General features: G+C 52.3%; 13 protein-coding genes. 12 read left to right on the top strand and 1 reads right to left on the bottom strand.

Annotated features, from left to right (window positions below; genetic code table 11):
* Positions 1–20 precede the first annotated feature (20 nt).
* The 11 genes from JMF85_RS21290 to JMF85_RS21240 all read left to right on the top strand — a co-directional run bounded on the left by JMF85_RS21290 (position 21) and on the right by JMF85_RS21240 (position 13,057).
* On the top strand, positions 21–1,349 hold the full coding sequence (locus JMF85_RS21290; RefSeq protein WP_201318859.1) for an ABC transporter substrate-binding protein: 1,329 nt from the start codon (positions 21–23) through the stop codon (positions 1,347–1,349).
* A 112-nt stretch (positions 1,350–1,461) separates the two neighbouring features.
* The gene (locus JMF85_RS21285; protein WP_127606403.1) at positions 1,462–2,319 is read left to right on the top strand and encodes a carbohydrate ABC transporter permease; all 858 of its coding nucleotides are present in this window, start codon (positions 1,462–1,464) and stop codon (positions 2,317–2,319) included.
* A gap of 14 nt (positions 2,320–2,333) precedes the next feature.
* Positions 2,334–3,161, top strand: a complete 828-nt coding sequence (locus JMF85_RS21280) for a carbohydrate ABC transporter permease (RefSeq protein ID WP_054799787.1) — start codon at positions 2,334–2,336, stop codon at positions 3,159–3,161.
* 23 nt (positions 3,162–3,184) lie between these two features.
* Complete coding sequence (locus JMF85_RS21275; protein ID WP_127606401.1) at positions 3,185–4,204, top strand: sialidase family protein; 1,020 nt, start codon at positions 3,185–3,187, stop codon at positions 4,202–4,204.
* 49 nt (positions 4,205–4,253) lie between these two features.
* Positions 4,254–5,177 carry a dihydrodipicolinate synthase family protein gene (locus JMF85_RS21270; protein ID WP_127606399.1) on the top strand — a complete coding sequence of 308 codons (924 nt, stop codon included), beginning with the start codon at positions 4,254–4,256 and terminating at the stop codon, positions 5,175–5,177.
* A gap of 35 nt (positions 5,178–5,212) precedes the next feature.
* On the top strand, positions 5,213–7,006 hold the full coding sequence (locus JMF85_RS21265; RefSeq protein WP_141334645.1) for an L-fucose isomerase: 1,794 nt from the start codon (positions 5,213–5,215) through the stop codon (positions 7,004–7,006).
* A 16-nt stretch (positions 7,007–7,022) separates the two neighbouring features.
* A complete protein-coding gene (locus tag JMF85_RS21260; RefSeq protein WP_141334647.1) occupies positions 7,023–8,699 on the top strand; it encodes a ribulokinase in 1,677 nt (558 codons plus the stop codon).
* A 166-nt stretch (positions 8,700–8,865) separates the two neighbouring features.
* Positions 8,866–9,561: a metal-dependent hydrolase gene (locus tag JMF85_RS21255; protein ID WP_054797247.1), complete on the top strand. Its 696-nt coding sequence runs from the start codon at positions 8,866–8,868 to the stop codon at positions 9,559–9,561.
* A 334-nt stretch (positions 9,562–9,895) separates the two neighbouring features.
* Positions 9,896–11,185 (top strand): diguanylate cyclase domain-containing protein, encoded by a 1,290-nt coding sequence (locus JMF85_RS21250; RefSeq protein ID WP_155614214.1) that lies wholly within the window; start codon positions 9,896–9,898, stop codon positions 11,183–11,185.
* A 279-nt stretch (positions 11,186–11,464) separates the two neighbouring features.
* The gene (locus JMF85_RS21245; protein WP_201318858.1) at positions 11,465–11,863 is read left to right on the top strand and encodes a hypothetical protein; all 399 of its coding nucleotides are present in this window, start codon (positions 11,465–11,467) and stop codon (positions 11,861–11,863) included.
* Positions 11,864–11,938: 75 nt separating this feature from the next.
* Complete coding sequence (locus JMF85_RS21240) at positions 11,939–13,057, top strand: NADH-dependent flavin oxidoreductase (protein WP_127606386.1); 1,119 nt, start codon at positions 11,939–11,941, stop codon at positions 13,055–13,057.
* 154 nt (positions 13,058–13,211) lie between these two features.
* Here the strand turns inward: JMF85_RS21240 and sleB are convergent, their stop codons facing one another.
* Positions 13,212–13,868: a spore cortex-lytic enzyme gene (sleB, locus tag JMF85_RS21235; RefSeq protein WP_155614215.1), complete on the bottom strand. Its 657-nt coding sequence runs from the start codon at positions 13,866–13,868 to the stop codon at positions 13,212–13,214.
* Between the two features lie 212 nt (positions 13,869–14,080).
* Between sleB and JMF85_RS21230 the strand changes: the two genes are divergently transcribed.
* Positions 14,081–16,021, top strand: a complete 1,941-nt coding sequence (locus JMF85_RS21230) for a TOMM precursor leader peptide-binding protein (protein ID WP_201318857.1) — start codon at positions 14,081–14,083, stop codon at positions 16,019–16,021.
* Positions 16,022–16,076 lie beyond the last annotated feature (55 nt).

The following is a 16,076-nucleotide window of genomic DNA, read 5'->3' as shown; positions in this document are numbered from 1 at the left end:
ACTACGGGAGGGTTTCACGAATGAAATTCAAAAGGGTGTCGGCGATTCTTGCATCAACCGCGTTATTTACAGTATTTGCAGGTTGTTCGAACAATAGCGACCAGCCTGGCGCCGGACAGCCGGCCGCGAGCGGCGGAACGGCTTCGCAGAGCGGACCGGTCAAGATCGATTATTGGGGCGGCTGGACGGGTCCCGACCTGGAAACGATGAAAGGCTTGGTTGAAAAGTTCAATGCCGAGCAGAGCAAAATTCATGTTGAATTCAGCTCGATGCAGTGGACGCCGTTGTTTACGAAATTTTTGACCGAAATGAAGGGCGGAGAACCGCCGGAGGTTCTGGCTATGCATCCGTTCGAAATCGGACAATTTGCCGAGATGGGCGTATTGGATGCGAAAACCGTTGAGGCGGTCAAGATGAATAAAGCGGATTACTCCGAATTTGCCTGGGGCGGTACGCTGTATAAAGGAACGCAATATGCGGTGCCGCTTGATGTGCATATGCACGGTGTTTTCTATAACAAAGATCTGTTCGCTAAAGCCGGTGTAAGCGCTCCACCGACAACGGGAGAAGAACTTATCGCCGCCGCCCAGAAGCTGACGGTAGACAAGAACGGCAAGCATCCGAACGAAGCGGGCTTTGACGAGAACAACATTACACAGTACGGCTTAGGGTTCAGCATGAACCATCACGCGTTCTATCAGTTCTACGCTTTGCTCAACCAACAAGGAGACAATCCGTTCAAGGAAGATATGAAGAAGCTGGTGCTCGACGAGCAAAAAGCGGCTAAAGCTTTAGGCTTCCTGGAGGATCTGATCTTTAAATACAAAGTGGTGCCTAAAGGCCAAAAATCTCCTGTCGATGACTTTACGTCCGGCAAAGTGGCAATGATCGTGGACGGCCCGTGGCAAATGCCGAAGCTGGAAGCTTCCGGCATCCAGTGGGGCAGCGCGCCATACCCGAAAGTGTTCGATAAGCAGGCCGCATGGGGCGCAGCAGAAGTTCTGACCTTCCCGGTGAACTCGAAGGCAAGCGCGGAAGAGAAAGCCGCTGCCGTTGAATTCGTGAAATGGCTGGACAAAAACTCGGGCGATTGGGCCAAATCCGGACAGCTTCCTTCCAGCAACGCAGGTATGGAAGTCGCCAAGAAAATGCCGGGCCGCGATGCATTTGTGAACAGCCTGAACAACGCGGTTCTCTTGCCAGCGCATCCGAAAGCCGCTCAGTTGTTCTCCAGCACGGCGCCAAGCCCGATCTTGACGGCTGCGCAGGATGCTGTGTTGAACAACAAGGATCCGCTTGAAATCGTGAAGAAGCTGCAGAAGGATATGGACGCCTTGCTCGCGGAATAATCCCGATCCCACCAAGGATACGGCCGAATGAACGTTCGATCGATCGTCCGTTCGGCCGTATCCGATTCACTTATCAACTACATGTTATTTTAGCGGAAGGGTTGTAGAATCTATGAAAAAACAAGGAAAGGTTGCGGCGCTGTTTCTCTTGCCTTACTTGTTGGTCTTTCTCGTATTCCGTTTCGGACCGAGTGTGGCCGGCTTATTCGTCGGCTTTATGAAGTGGAACATCGTAGGCACGGCATCCTTCGCAGGCTTGAACAACTTTATTAAGCTGTTTCGCGATCCGATTTTTTACACATCGTTAAAAAACACATTGGTTTTTCTGCTTATGACACTGCCGCCGCTCGTTGTATTCAGCTTGCTGCTGGCGATCCTGCTTAACCAAAAATTGCGGTTTCGCAATGCGGTACGGACCATTTCGATCATTCCGTACGTCTTGATTCCGGCTGTCGTCGGGATTATCTGGAACTGGCTGTATGACAACAACTTCGGGATTTTGAACTATTATTTGAAGCTGGTCGGGCTGAACCCGGTTGAATGGCTGACGAATGAAAAATACGCGCTGTTCTCCGTAGCGATCGTGACCGTGTGGTCTTTCCTGGGCTATAACATGATTCTTTATTTGGCCGGTTTGCAGGACATTTCCAAAGACTTGTATGAGGCGTCGGAGATTGACGGAGCGAACAAGTACCAGACGTTTCTGAAAATCACGTTCCCGTTATTGAAGCCGATCACCTCAATGATCATCACGCTAACGCTCATTAACACGATTCAAGTGTTTGACCAAATTTTCGTCATGACCAACGGCGGACCAGGCACGGCGACCCTGACGCTTGTTCAATACTTGTACGGCACCGCTTTCCAAAATTACAACTTGGGTTACGGATCGGCGCTCGGTGTTGCCATCTTGGCTATCTTGATCGTGATGGTTCAAATCCAATCCAAATTGCTGAAGCTGGATGACTAGGAGTGAATGTTAGCATGAATGCGAAAAAGTTACCGGTATACCTTGTCATGATTGTCGTTAGCATCATATTCTTGTTCCCTTTGCTCTGGTCATTCCTATCGTCGCTCAAGCCGGAGGCCCAGATCGTAAGCTACCCGCCGAAATGGGTGCCGGAAGTCATTACACTGGAAAACTACACGATGGTTTTGAAAAACTATCCCTACCTTAGCTGGATGATGAACAGTGTCGGGATGACCGTCGCTTCGACTTTGTTTGTTCTCGCCTTGACGACACTCGCCGCCTATGCGTTCGGCCGCTTGCATTTTACGGGCAAGAAAGTGATCTTCACGCTCGTCGTATCGATGCTTTTAATTCCGATTCAAGCGTACATCGTTCCGTTATTTCTCTTGGTATCCAAGTTAGGCCTTCTGAACAGCTATTATGCCATTGTTCTTGTGGCGGGCGCCAACGTTACGAGTGTCTTTATTCTTACCAGCTTCTTCAAGAGTATTCCTAAAGAGCTGGAGGAAGCGGCTCGGATTGACGGCTGCCAGGATTTCGGGATTTTCGGTAAAATCATGCTTCCGCTTGCGAAGCCTGCCGTATCCACCGTCACCATTCTCATGTTCATTACGAACTGGAACAACTTCCTGTGGCCGTTGATAGCGATTCGCGAAAATTCCTTGAAGCCGCTAGCGGTCGGTATCGCACAGTTCATGGGCGGCGCCAACTCGACCGCGCAGTTTCAGTATGGGACTTCGCTGGCAGGGGCTTGTATGGCGATTATTCCGTCCATCATCGTTTTTCTTTCCCTTCAGCGGTATTTTGTTGAGGGTATAGCCAATACCGGGATTAAGGGATAGATTGTTCACAGGAGGAAATCAGCATGGAATTTACACCCGTTGTCAAAGAGCTTATTTTTGACACAAATAAGCCGTTTGCAAGCTGTCATGCCTCTCATCTGACGCTGCTGCCGAACGGTGACATTCTTGCCGCCTGGTTCGCCGGAAGCGAGGAAGGGGCGGACGATATCTCCATCTGGGGTTCGCGGCGCGAAGGCGGAATTTGGACGAAGCCGGTCCAGCTCGCGGATGAGGTGAACGAACCGCATTGGAATCCGGTGTTTCACAGGAAAGCGGACGGCGAACTCGTTCTCTTCTATAAGGTCGGTCGTTTGCTGAAGGAATGGTACACCATGGTCAAGACGTCCCGGGATGAAGGCCGAAGCTGGTCGGCGCCGGTCGAATTGGTTGCAGGAGACCGCGGAGGCCGGGGGCCGGTGCGCAACAAGCTGATCGTGCTGAAGGACGGAACTTGGCTTGCTCCCGCTTCGACGGAAGACGGCATTTGGCAGTCGTTCGCGGATCGGTCCGAGGACGAGGGGAAGAGCTGGACCAAGAGCGGAGACATTCGCATCGAAGAGCTGGACTACGGGAACATTCAGGAAGTGACGGACAGCGATATTCCGGTTTCCAAGCAATCGTTTATCGGCCGGGGCGTCATTCAACCTACGTTATGGGAATCGGAGCCCGGGAAGGTTCATATGCTGCTGCGCAGTACGGAAGGCTTCATCTATAGAAGTGATTCCGACGATGGCGGCCGTTCCTGGTGCGGCGCATACCCGACATCGCTTCCGAACAACAACAGCGGCATCGATGTGGTGAAGCTGGATAACGGTACGCTGGTACTCGCGTTTAACCCGGTCGGCGACAATTGGGGACCGAGGTCGCCCCTCGTGCTGCGCGCTTCCGAGGACAACGGTTTGACGTGGGGAAGCGAGTTTGTGTTGGAGAACGAGGCCGGGGAATATTCCTATCCCGCCATTATTGCCGAAGGAAACAACTTGTATATGACGTATACGTGGAAAAGAGAAAGTATAGCTTTTAGACAAATATCCGTGGGATGAAGCGGAATATAGATATGGAAACCTACTACGGATCGTGAGGGAGAACCGGATGATGAAACAAATTCCTGCGGGTGTGTGGCCTACAATGATCACCCCGTTCACAGAATCGAACGAGATTGATTATGACGCTTTGGAACGATTGATCGATTGGTATATCGGGCATGGCGTTGACGGATTGTTTGCGGTATGCCAGTCGAGTGAGATGTTCTTCTTAAGCAAGGAAGAGCGAGTGAAGCTTGCGGCATTCGTGAAGGAAAAGGCTGCGGGCCGAGTTCCTGTTATTGCATCGGGGCACATATCGGATAAGTACGAGGATCAGGTCGAGGAACTGAAGGCGCTTGCCGATACGGGAATCGATGCGCTTGTGTTAATTACAAACCGGCTGTCCTCGGAAGGAGAACCGGACGCGACCTGGAAGCGAAATTTGGAGAAGCTGCTGAAGGAGCTTCCGGAAGAAACACCGCTCGGATTCTACGAGTGTCCGTTCCCTTACAAAAAAATCATTTCCCCGGAAGCGCTGAAATGGTGCGCTGAAACCGGCCGTTTTCTGTTTCTGAAAGACACCAGCTGCGATGCCGAGAATATAAGATTGAAATTGGAAGCCGTTCAAGGGACCGGCTTGAATATATATAACGCGAACACGGCCACGCTGCTCGAGACGTTGAAGCTCGGCGTCACCGGGTACAGCGGCGTCATGGCCAACTTCCACCCGGAGCTGTATGTCTGGCTCATGCAAAACTGGCAGCAGAAGCCGGAGGAAGCGGATCATCTGAGCAATTTCGTAAGTATCGCTTCCTTCATCGAGAAACAATTGTATCCGGTTAACGCCAAATATTATTTGATGCTGGAAGGGGTTCTCTCCAACTATCATTGCCGCTCCAAGAACCATCTGGACTTTACGGCTACCAACCGGCTTGAGATCGAGCAGCTGCATCGCTTGTCCAAGACGGTTGCCAAGACATACGGAATTTAAAAATAAACGTTTGTTTAAAACCAAGGAGGAAAACCATGAACTCGTCCCGATTCGTAAACCGTTTGCAAGGAGATATGCCTAAGATCGGAATTCGCCCTATTATTGACGGCCGCCGAGGCGGTATCCGTGAATCGCTGGAAGAGCCGACGATGAATATGGCCATCGCTTGCGCCAAATTTTTGAGCGAAAATTTGCGTCATTCGAACGGGCTGCCGGTCGAATGCGTCATTGCCGATACGACGATTGGCGGCGTAGCGGAAGCGGCGAGAGCAGCCGAGAAATTCCGCAAGGAAGGCGTAGGCGTTACGATCTCGGTGACGCCGTCCTGGTGCTACCCGCTTGAGACGATCGATACGGATCCTTTCATGCCTAAAGCCATCTGGGGCTTTAACGGGACGGAAAGACCGGGTGCCGTATACTTGGCATCGGCGCTGGGGGCGCATAATCAGAAAGGGCTGCCGGCCTTCAGCATTTACGGCAAGGATGTTCAGGATATGGGCGACAGCTCGATTCCGGAGGACGTTCAAGAGAAGCTGCTGCGCTTTGCCAAGGCGGGCCTTGCCGTCGCTACGATGCGGGGCAAGTCATATTTGGCGCTCGGCACTGTGTCCATGGGGATCGCAGGCTGCATCGTGGACGAATCGTTCTTCCAAGACTATTTGGGCATGCGCAATGAGTATGTGGATATGACGGAATTTGTCCGGCGGATGGAACGGGGAATTTACGATAAGGAAGAATTCGAACGCGCTTTGGCATGGACCAAAGAAAATTGTCATATCGGCGCAGATGTGAATCCTCCTGAGCTGAAGAGAACCGACGAACAGAAGGAGCAAGATCTGGAGACGGTTGTCAAAATGACGCTGATCGCCCGCGACCTGATGATCGGGAATCCGAAGCTCGCGGAGATGGGCTACGAGGAAGAGGCGCTCGGACATAACGCGATCGCCGCCGGTTTCCAAGGACAGCGCGCCTGGACCGATCACTTTCCGAACGGCGACTTTATGGAAGCGATATTGACCAGCTCGTTCGATTGGAACGGCATTCGCGAACCGTTCATAATGGCTACCGAGAACGATAACCTCAATGCGGTCACGATGCTCTTCGGTCACTTGTTGACGAACAGCGCGCAAATATTCGCCGATGTGCGTACGTATTGGAGTCCGGAAGCGGTCAAGCGCGTGACGGGACATGAGCTGACCGGGCCTGCTGCCGGCGGGATCATTCACTTGATCAACTCCGGACCTGCGGCACTGGATGCGACTGGCGAGCAAACAATCAACGGACAGCCGGCCATGAAGCCATTCTGGGACATTACGGACGATGAAGTGAAGAAATGCCTGGATGCGACGAAGTGGTGTCCGGCAGTCGATTTCTTCCGCGGAGGCGGGTATTCGACAGACTTCACGACGCGTGGCGGCATGCCGATGACGATCGCACGGATTAATCTGATTAAAGGCGTCGGCCCGGTCCTGCAGCTTGCAGAGGGCTATTCGGTCGAGCTTCCCGAGGACGTTCACGATGTGCTTGACCAGCGCTCCAACCCGACTTGGCCGACGACCTGGTTCGTGCCGAAGCTTACCGGGAAAGGCGCATTCAAAGACGTCTATACGGTCATGAATAACTGGGGCTCGAATCATTGCGCCGTCAGCTACGGTCATGTCGGCGGAGATTTAATTACGTTAGCTTCGATGCTGCGGATTCCGGTGTGCATGCACAACGTTCCCGAAGATCAAATATTCCGTCCTAGCGCATGGTCGGCGTTCGGTGTGAATGAGCCGGTGGGAGCCGATTATCGGGCATGCTCGACCTTCGGCCCGTTGTACCGTTAGAACGGAGGAACATGCGATGGGAAAACGATATGCGATAGGAGTCGATTACGGGACGGAGTCCGGCAGAGCCGTCATCGTTGACGTCGACAACGGTGAGGAGCTTGCCGTCCACGTGACGCCGTATCCTCACGGTGTGATCGATGAACGCTTGCCGGGGTCCGGCAAGCCGCTGGAGCCGAACTGGGCGCTTCAGCATCCGGACGATTACATGGAGGTCCTAAGACGGTCGGTTCCCGAGGTGCTGCGCATTTCGGGGGTTGATCCGGCGCAAGTGATCGGCATCGGGATTGATTTTACGGCGTGCACCATGCTCCCTGTCGATGAGGACGGCAATCCTCTATGCGATCAAGAGGCTTACCGCGATGAGCCGCATGCGTATGTCAAGCTGTGGAAGCATCATGCGGCGCAGGACGAAGCCAACCGGATTAATGAAACGGCCGAGGCGCGGGGCGAGCTGTTCTTAAGCCGGTACGGCGGTAAAACCTCGTCGGAATGGATGGTCGCCAAAGCGTGGCAAATCATGAATGAGGCTCCTGAAGTGTATGAGGCGGCCGACCGGTTTATGGAGGCTGCGGACTGGACGGTTCTTCAACTAACCGGCAATCCGGTCCGCAGCAGCTGCGGCGCAGGCTACAAAGCATTCTGGCATAAAGCGGACGGCTATCCTTCGCCCGACTTCTTCAAAGCTTTGGATCCGAAGCTTGAACGATTCGTGGAAACGAAGCTGGCGGGCGACGTCGTGTCGCTTGGAACGAAAGCCGGCGAATTGACGGCGGAAGCGGCTGATATGCTGGGGCTGCGTGCCGGAACGGCAGTTGCCGCCAGCATCATCGACGCGCACGCGGGCGTTCCGGGTACCGGGGCCGTTCGCTCGGGTCAAATGGTCATGGCCATGGGCACCTCATTGTGTCATATGCTGCTGAGCGACAAAGAAATTCATGCCGAAGGCATCAGCGGTGTCGTGGAAGACGGCATCATTCCCGGGCTTTACGGGTATGAGGCGGGTCAGCCCGCGGTAGGGGATCTGTTCGGCTGGTTTGTTGACCACCAGGTGCCCGGCTACGTGCTGGAAGCGGCGGCAAGCGAAGGGCTCAGCGTTCACGGCTGGTTGGAACGACGGGCAGCGGAGCTGAAGCCCGGCGAGCACGGCTTGCTGGCGCTCGATTGGTGGAACGGCAACCGTTCCGTGCTGGTGGATGCCGATTTAAGCGGCATGATCGTCGGATTGACGCTCCAGACGAAGCCGGAGGAAATTTACCGTTCCTTATTGGAAGCAACCGCCTTCGGCACACGTAAGATTATCGATACGTTCGAGGCGGCGGGCGTCGAGGTGAACGAACTGTTCGCCTGCGGAGGCTTGCCGCAGCGCAACCGTCTGCTGATGCAAATTTATGCAGACGTGACCGGCCGTGAGATCAAGATTGCCGCGTCGACCCAAACCCCTGCGCTTGGGGCGGCGATGTTCGGAGCCGTGGCTGCGGGGGCCGAACGCGGCGGCTACGACAGTATAGCCGAGGCTGCTGCGAAGATGGCGCATGTACGTGAGGAAACGTATCTCCCGAATGCTGCGAACAAGGCTGTTTACGACGAGCTGTACGCGGCTTACAACCGGCTGCATGATCTATTTGGCCGGGGCGGCTGTCAAGTGATGAAAGAGCTTCTGAGCATCAAGCGACTGCAAAGTGAAGCGTAACGGATAGAGAAATAGAAGAAACGCCTTCATCAGAACCTTTACCGGGTTTGATGGAGGCGTTCATTGTTTTGAGGAAATCCTTTTTTTGACATGGGGAAAATTAATCGGTAACATGATTTTGAATAACGATAACCAACTGTTGGGCAAATAAGGAGGAATCGAGAAAATGGAAATTATATACCATGGACATTCTTGCGTTCAAATCGTAACCGGGGACAAATCGCTCATCATCGATCCGTTCCTGCGGGGCAACGCCCTGGCGGTAACCAAACCTGAGGACATTAAGACGGACGCGGTTCTTCTGACACATGCGCATATGGATCATATATTGGATGCGGAGCCGATCGCCAAAGCCAATGATGTGCCGGTCGTAGCCACGTTTGAGCTTGCAGCCTACATGTCCTGGAAGGGACTCCGGACGATTGGCATGAATACGGGGGGAACCGTCGATCTGGGTTTTGCGAAGGCAAAAATGATTCAAGCGTTCCATAGCTCGGGGATCGTGCTGGAGGACGAGCAGCGAATTGTGTACGGCGGCATGCCGGGCGGCTTTATCGTTACCGCGGAGGGCATTACCGTACTTCATGCGGGTGACACGGCGCTTTACGGCGATATGAAGATGATTGGAGACCGTCATTCGATTGACGTTGCCTTCATTCCCATGGGCGACCATTATACGATGGGACCTGAAGATGCCGTCCAAGCGGCGGAATGGTTCGGGGCCAAGCTGGTCGTACCGGTCCACTATGATACGTTCCCGGCTATTCGGCAGGACGCTGAAGCGTTCGTTCGCAGGCTGGAGGAAAAAGGTATACAAGGCCGGGTGCTCAAACCGGGCGAGCAAATGACGGTTAAATCGTAACCCTGTACGACTATCGGCTTTTCAAGAATCGGTACAAGGCAACTCGGCGTTCTAGGCGAATTTGCTTTGTCAAATATCAGGCACGAATGTATCTGTTTCGAAAGGGCTCCGTATAGGAGCCTTCTTTTTTTATGTGCCGGAGATGAACGGTACCACTATGGAGGAATTTTGTCGAAATTTGTTTCAAAATGTAGTATATTGACGGAAAATAGATTGATAAGTATCCAATCATGGAATAAGATGAAGAGAAAGTTGTGTAAGCGTTTGATTTTGGAACAAACCATTGTGGTGAAGATCGTGTTGCTTGGGAAATTAACGGATAAAGAAGGTGAACATGCTGGACGCTTTATTACGAACCTGCCGGTTGAATTCATTGATTATAGAATCGTTGTCCGAACCTGCCGTATTTATAAACAAACAGGGCGCTATTCATTTTGTAAATCAATCATGGATTAACTTTCCGATCCATAGCGGCGAGAAATTAGATGCCTATCTCGGTATACGTTATTTGAATTTATATGATGGCGACGACGATCTTAAGCAAGGGATCGCCCGTGTAATGTCTGCAGGTCTGCCGTCTTACAAACATGAGTTTGCTGTGCAAATCAATGAGGATAAACAATATTTTTTAATGAAGGCAACGCCTATCGAGGATCATGGAACCGGGATTTTGGGCGTTTTCATGATTTATTTTAATATTACAAATCAAAAAAAATTGGAGCAAATGTTAAGAAAAAAAGAAGAGCAATACCGGCTCATTGAAGAACACTCGCAAGATATGATCAAAATCACAGATATTCACGGCAAGATCGAGTATGTATCTCCATCCCATCAGCACCATACCGGACATTGTAACGATGAATTCGACATCTTCCATTACTTACACGAAGATGATGTAATTAAATTGAAAGAAACGTATCGAGAGATGATACAAACGAAAGACTCGTATGTGCTGGAAATTCGGAACAAGATCAGGAACGGTCAATGGGTCTGGTATGAAGCCGCATGTTCCCCGATCTTGTCGGACGAAGGCGAAGTCCATCAAATTTTAATCGTTTCGAGGGATATCACCGTTAGAAAACAAACCATGCAAGAATTGGAATTTATGGCGTATCACGATTATTTAACAGGGCTTTATAACCGCCGGAAGATCAAACTCATTTTGGATGAGACGCTGGAGGAGGCGGTTCGCCAAAATGAAGATTTTGCTTTGCTGATTATGGACATCGACCAATTTAAAACCATCAATGACACGTATGGCCATGATGTAGGCGACATGGTTTTGAAGGAGTTTTCCAATCGCTTGCTGAACTGCAAGCGGGAAGGTGACTTTGTAGGCCGATTAAGCGGAGACGAATTTACCGTTATCATGAAAAACATTCATGGCAAACAGGAAATAACCGCTTTTATACACCTGTTCCTGCAATCGCTGGGGGACCCCTTTCCTGTGCCGGATTTAAATGACGGCATCATCGTAAATTCAAGTATAGGGTACTCTATATATTCGGAGCATGGAACCAACATGATGAAGCTTTTTAAACATGCGGATATTGCGTTGTACAAGGCAAAGAAGAAAAGTAAAAAGGGCAGAGGCAAGTCTGCCTTGCTCAATAGACAAATATGAGCTGGTTGTATCGGCAAGTGTCGGTATAAGCAGTTACCCCCGAGGATGCTCCCATTCTTAAAGATCTGATGAAAAACGCCGCCATCGCCATGTATGATCCTGAGTTTTGTAGAAGCACAAGGGGATTCGTTTAATTACGGTTCCCTTTTTGTCGTGGTTTTCAAAATGAAAGAAGACAGTTGACACTTTAAACTGTTACAAATATAATGACAGTAAGCGAACTGTTACTAAAACGATCTCAGATAGGTTGGCTTAGTAAAAAGAAAGAGGTGACCGGATATGAATCCAGCAAACGATGCGTTGATTAGAGAAGGCGATTGGGTAAGCGGCACATCCGTTAAGGATGAAAAATTTATCGGATACGTCGAGTCGATGAACGAAAATGGCGAACTGAAGGTTGTGGTGACACAATGCGACCTTCAGGAAACGGTGGGTACGACCATCGAAACCAAGCTTGCCAGAGTAAAGAAGTTGCCGGCCTACACACCGTCAGCTCCGGAAGAAGTGCGCAGTTTGATTGAACTTGCTCTGATGACGCATGATAAAGAATGGTTCGAACAACTGAGAGCCAGGCAGTCTGCAGCCTCCGCAACCGGATCGGCTGGCCGGCAGCACACCCATCATGCGCCTGCTTCAAGGCTGTTTGGAACGGCTCCAAAAAATCGGAGCGGGTCCTGATGAAATGCTAAAAAGCATGAAACCAGAACAAACTAGCTACAGATATTGTTTATAAATTGGGGAGGAATCATACCTTTGGACACAAAATACAAGCCTTTATTCGAAACTTTTAAGTTTAAAAGCGGCATTCAACTGAAAAATCGCATCGTGATGGCGCCAATGACCAACTTCTCATCGCACGAGGATGGCACAGTCAGCGACGCGGAAGTCAGCTACTATGCCCGCCGGTCGAACGGGGTCGGCATGGTGATTACCGCCTGCACCTATGTAACCCCCAACGGCAAAGGATTTCAAGGTGAGTTTGCCGGCGACCGCGACGAGATGATTCCAAGTTTACGTCGTCTGGCTGAAACGATTAAGGAACAAGGTGCCAAGGCTGTCCTGCAAATTTTTCACGGCGGCCGGATGTGTCCCCCGGAACTGGTTGACGGCGATGTCGTAAGCGCCAGTGCCGTTGCTTCGGAACAGGAAGGAAGCGTCGTGCCGAGAGCTTTGTCTGATTCGGAGATCGAGGCGATTGTTCGCGATTTTGGAGAAGCTACCCGCCGGGCTATCGAAGCCGGATACGATGGCGTCGAAATTCATGGAGCCAACGGTTACTTGATCCAACAGTTTTTCTCCCCGCATTCCAACCGCCGCGAAGACCGCTGGGGAGGAAGCTTGGAGAAGCGCATGACCTTCCCGTTAGCTGTTGTGGAGGAAGTGAAGCGGGTTGTGGCCAAGCACGCGAAGCAACCGTTTCTGGTGGGCTACCGCTTTTCCCCGGAAGAAGCGGAAACTCCCGGGATCACGATGGAGGATACGCTGCAATTGGTCGATGCGTTAGCGGACCGGGATCTCGACTACATCCATGTATCGTTAATGGATTTCTGGTCCAAACCTAGACGTGGCGCAGACGAAAGCAAGTCTCGGATCGAATGGATCCGCGAGCGTGCCGGTAACCGTGTGCCTGTCATCGGCGTAGGCTCGCTTCACAGTGCGGATGACGCGCTGAAAGCTTTGCAAACGGGAATTCCGCTCATTGCTCTGGGCCGCGAGCTCATTATCGAGCCCGATTGGGTTGTGAAAGTAGCCGAAGGCCGGGAGTCGGATATCCAAACTACCTTAACGAAAGACGATCAGGAGCGTCTGGTCATCCCGGATCCGCTGTGGCAGGCCATCATGCATACGCCGGGCTGGTTTCCGGTCGTTTAACCCCTGACCGCTTTAAGCAATTGAAGACAGGCAGTCCCTTGCGAACGGCCTGTCGCGCACTAGCGTTTCGAACGGAACGCAAACAGCCCCGCTACCTGCAACGGTAACGGAGCTGTTTTTTTATATAGGATCAATCATAGCCGTTCTTATTTTTTTACTTGGCAAAAATGTGCTTGCCGATTTTTACGGTTTGCGGGCGGGACCAAATCCACGCGCTGGTCGCCGTATCCGGATTGAAATAATAAAGCGAATTGTTTGTAGGGTCCCAGCCGCGAACAGCGTCCTGTGCCGCCAAATAAGCGGTTTTGTTAGGCGTTAACCAATATTGGCCGTCATCGACTGCTGTGAACGCTCCCGGCTGAAACACGACATCGCGGATATTGTCCGGGAATTGGGCGGATTGAATCCGGTTCATGACTACAGCCCCAACGGCAACTTGTCCTTTATAAGGTTCTCCGCGGGCCTCGCTATTAATAATTTTGGCCATAACGTCCAGTTCGCTTCGGTTCAGCGAATACTTTTTTAAGGCTTTCCAGGTATTTGGGCCAACGACGCCGTCTGGCGCCAAGCCGTAATCTTTTTGGAATTTACGAACCGCCGTTAAGGTTTGGGTTCCGAACTGTCCATCTAACGCCGTTTGATAATATCCTAATGTTTTTAAACGGAACTGTAAGTCCCACACATCCCCGTTTGACGTCCCTTTGGTTAATACCGCAGGCTTCGTTGCCGCCTGGGCGTGCCCTTCATGAAATGTGCCGGCACTTATGAGCAGTACCGCGACAAGAAAGGCGAATGCTTTCATTCGCATCATGGATGATCCTCCCCTTTCCTTCACCCATTATAAATTAATAAAATTTGTGTTCAATACATAAATGATGGAAATCAGTCGTCCGACCTTGCTGCTGCTGCTGATGTTTCGCAACCTCGTTACCGTAATCGGAAAGCGTAACAAAAGCGGATCGTTCATCATACTTGTAATGTATTCGGAGCAGTTCCTGCAAGGCTGCGGAAGGAGGAATCTCGGTGGGCGCTGTTGTGGCAATTGTAGGAGAAGGGCTGCTGGCGGACTTCGTGTGCGAAGCCTTGTCCGGCCCGCACCAAGTCTTTCGTCAGACGGATTTCAAGGCAATTGTACCGGAAGCGGCGGAATTGGTGCTGGTGCTGCAGGATGATTGGAACGCTTCCGTCAATCAGGAAGCGGAAGCGGCACTGCAGCCCAGCGGCAAGATTTGGCTTAGCGGCTTCGCTTCATCGGACGAGGGCGTAGTCGGACCACTGGTTCGACCGGGTACGCCGGGATGCTCCCAGTGTGCGGACATGCGCCGGCAAATGGCGGGACGCGGTCAGGAGATGTCGGAGCTGCAGATGATGCTGCTGGTGAACGGGGGAATGCCGCGTCAGCGGCGGGCGTCCCGAACAGCGCTTTGGCAGCTGAGCCGCCTGCTTGCAGCGGAGGCCCGGAGGGTGCTGCAGGGCGGCCGGGCCCGCTCGGAAGGACGGGTCTATCTCATGAACATGAACACGCTGGAGAGCTCGCTTCACTTCTTTCTGCCCGACCCGTTGTGTCCGGTTTGTGGGCGGATACCCGACGATACACCGGCGGCATCCCGAATTTCGCTGCAGCCTAATCCTAAGATCAGCGCCTCCAGTTATCGCTGCCGTCCGCTGGACGACCTGAAGAAAGTTCTCGTTAAAGACTATCTGGATGACCGGACCGGTCTTCTGAAAGGGAAGAGGATTGATCTCGTGTCGCCGTTTGCCAATGTTTGCGTGAGCTTGCCGTTGTTCGCGCAAGATGAGATAACGGCCGGCCGAACGCATTCGTATGTGGAAAGCGAGCTGACTGCTATATTAGAGGGCTTGGAACGAAACTGCGGGATGGCTCCCCGCGGCAAGCGGACCGTGATGAATGACAGCTACCGCCATGTGGCGGAGCAAGCGCTCAATCCGGTCACGGTAGGGGTATATACGAAGGAACAGTATGCGCAGCCCGATTTTCCGTTCCAGCCGTTTGATCCGGACCGGCCCATCGATTGGGTTTGGGGCTATTCGTTCCTGCGGGAACGTCCGATTCTGGTTCCGGAGCTGCTTGCCTATTACAGCGTAGGTTTTGGGGAAGGGTTTGTGAACGAAGCATCCAGCGGTTGCGCGCTGGGTGGAAGTTTGGAAGAGGCCGTGTTATACGGCATATTGGAAGTGGTGGAACGCGACTCGTTTCTGATGACCTGGTACGCGCAGCTGCCTGTACCGCGCCTGGATCCTTATTCAGCGGGCGATCGGCAATTGCGGCTGATGGTCGACCGTCTGCAGGCGGTGACCGGGTATAAGCTGCATTTGTTTAACACAACGATGGAGAATGGAATTCCGAGCGTAGTGGCCATCGCCAAAAACAGCAAACCGGCGGGAGTGAATCTCATCTGCGCGGCCGGGGCTCATTTGGACCCGGTAAGAGCCGCGAAGAGTGCGATTCATGAGCTGGCCGGCATCCTGCCGATGCTAGGCGAGAAATTGGAGACAAACCGGGAAGATTATGTACCTATGCTGCACGATGCGTCCCTGGTGCGGCAGATGGAAGACCATTCCATGCTGTACAGCTTGCCTGAAGCCGAGGAGCGCCTGCATTTTTTACTGGATGGCAGCCGCCCTCTGCGCACGTTTGATGAGGAGTTCAAGCTGAAAGACAGGCGTGCGGATTTGACCGATGATCTGAAGGACGTCATTCAGACGTTCGGCCGGTTGAACCTCGAGGTGATTGTCATCGACCAGTCCACGCCGGAAACGTTACGAAACGGATTATATTGTGTCAAGGTGCTGATTCCGGGGATGCTGCCGATGACATTCGGGCATCACCTGACCCGCTTGGCGGGACTGGAAAGAGTACTGACCGTACCGGCAGAGCTGGGGTTTAGGAAGCAGCGTTTGGCTATCGATCAGCTGAACCCGCATCCGCACCCGTTTCCCTAACCTGAAAGGCATGGCAGGTGAAGAAAGGACCTTGCCGTCAACAAGATCCTTTCTT

The sequence above is a fragment of the Paenibacillus sp. EPM92 genome, assembly GCF_016586185.1.
Classification (GTDB): domain Bacteria; phylum Bacillota; class Bacilli; order Paenibacillales; family NBRC-103111; genus Paenibacillus_G; species Paenibacillus_G validus.
Note: the sequence above shows the minus strand (reverse complement) of the source record. Positions and strands in the feature narration are given on the sequence as shown.

Excerpts from the sequence above, each read along its gene's own strand:
- JMF85_RS21245 (WP_201318858.1), top strand. The coding sequence starts at position 11,465 with ATGAATCCAGCAAACGATGCGTTGATTAGAGAAGGCGATTGGGTAAGC.
- JMF85_RS21270 (WP_127606399.1), top strand. The coding sequence starts at position 4,254 with ATGATGAAACAAATTCCTGCGGGTGTGTGGCCTACAATGATCACCCCG.
- JMF85_RS21260 (WP_141334647.1), top strand. The coding sequence starts at position 7,023 with ATGGGAAAACGATATGCGATAGGAGTCGATTACGGGACGGAGTCCGGC.
- JMF85_RS21275 (WP_127606401.1), top strand. The coding sequence starts at position 3,185 with ATGGAATTTACACCCGTTGTCAAAGAGCTTATTTTTGACACAAATAAG.
- JMF85_RS21265 (WP_141334645.1), top strand. The coding sequence starts at position 5,213 with ATGAACTCGTCCCGATTCGTAAACCGTTTGCAAGGAGATATGCCTAAG.
- JMF85_RS21285 (WP_127606403.1), top strand. The coding sequence starts at position 1,462 with ATGAAAAAACAAGGAAAGGTTGCGGCGCTGTTTCTCTTGCCTTACTTG.
- JMF85_RS21290 (WP_201318859.1), top strand. The coding sequence starts at position 21 with ATGAAATTCAAAAGGGTGTCGGCGATTCTTGCATCAACCGCGTTATTT.
- JMF85_RS21255 (WP_054797247.1), top strand. The coding sequence starts at position 8,866 with ATGGAAATTATATACCATGGACATTCTTGCGTTCAAATCGTAACCGGG.
- JMF85_RS21280 (WP_054799787.1), top strand. The coding sequence starts at position 2,334 with ATGAATGCGAAAAAGTTACCGGTATACCTTGTCATGATTGTCGTTAGC.
- sleB (WP_155614215.1), bottom strand. The coding sequence starts at position 13,868 with ATGATGCGAATGAAAGCATTCGCCTTTCTTGTCGCGGTACTGCTCATA.
- JMF85_RS21250 (WP_155614214.1), top strand. The coding sequence starts at position 9,896 with ATGCTGGACGCTTTATTACGAACCTGCCGGTTGAATTCATTGATTATA.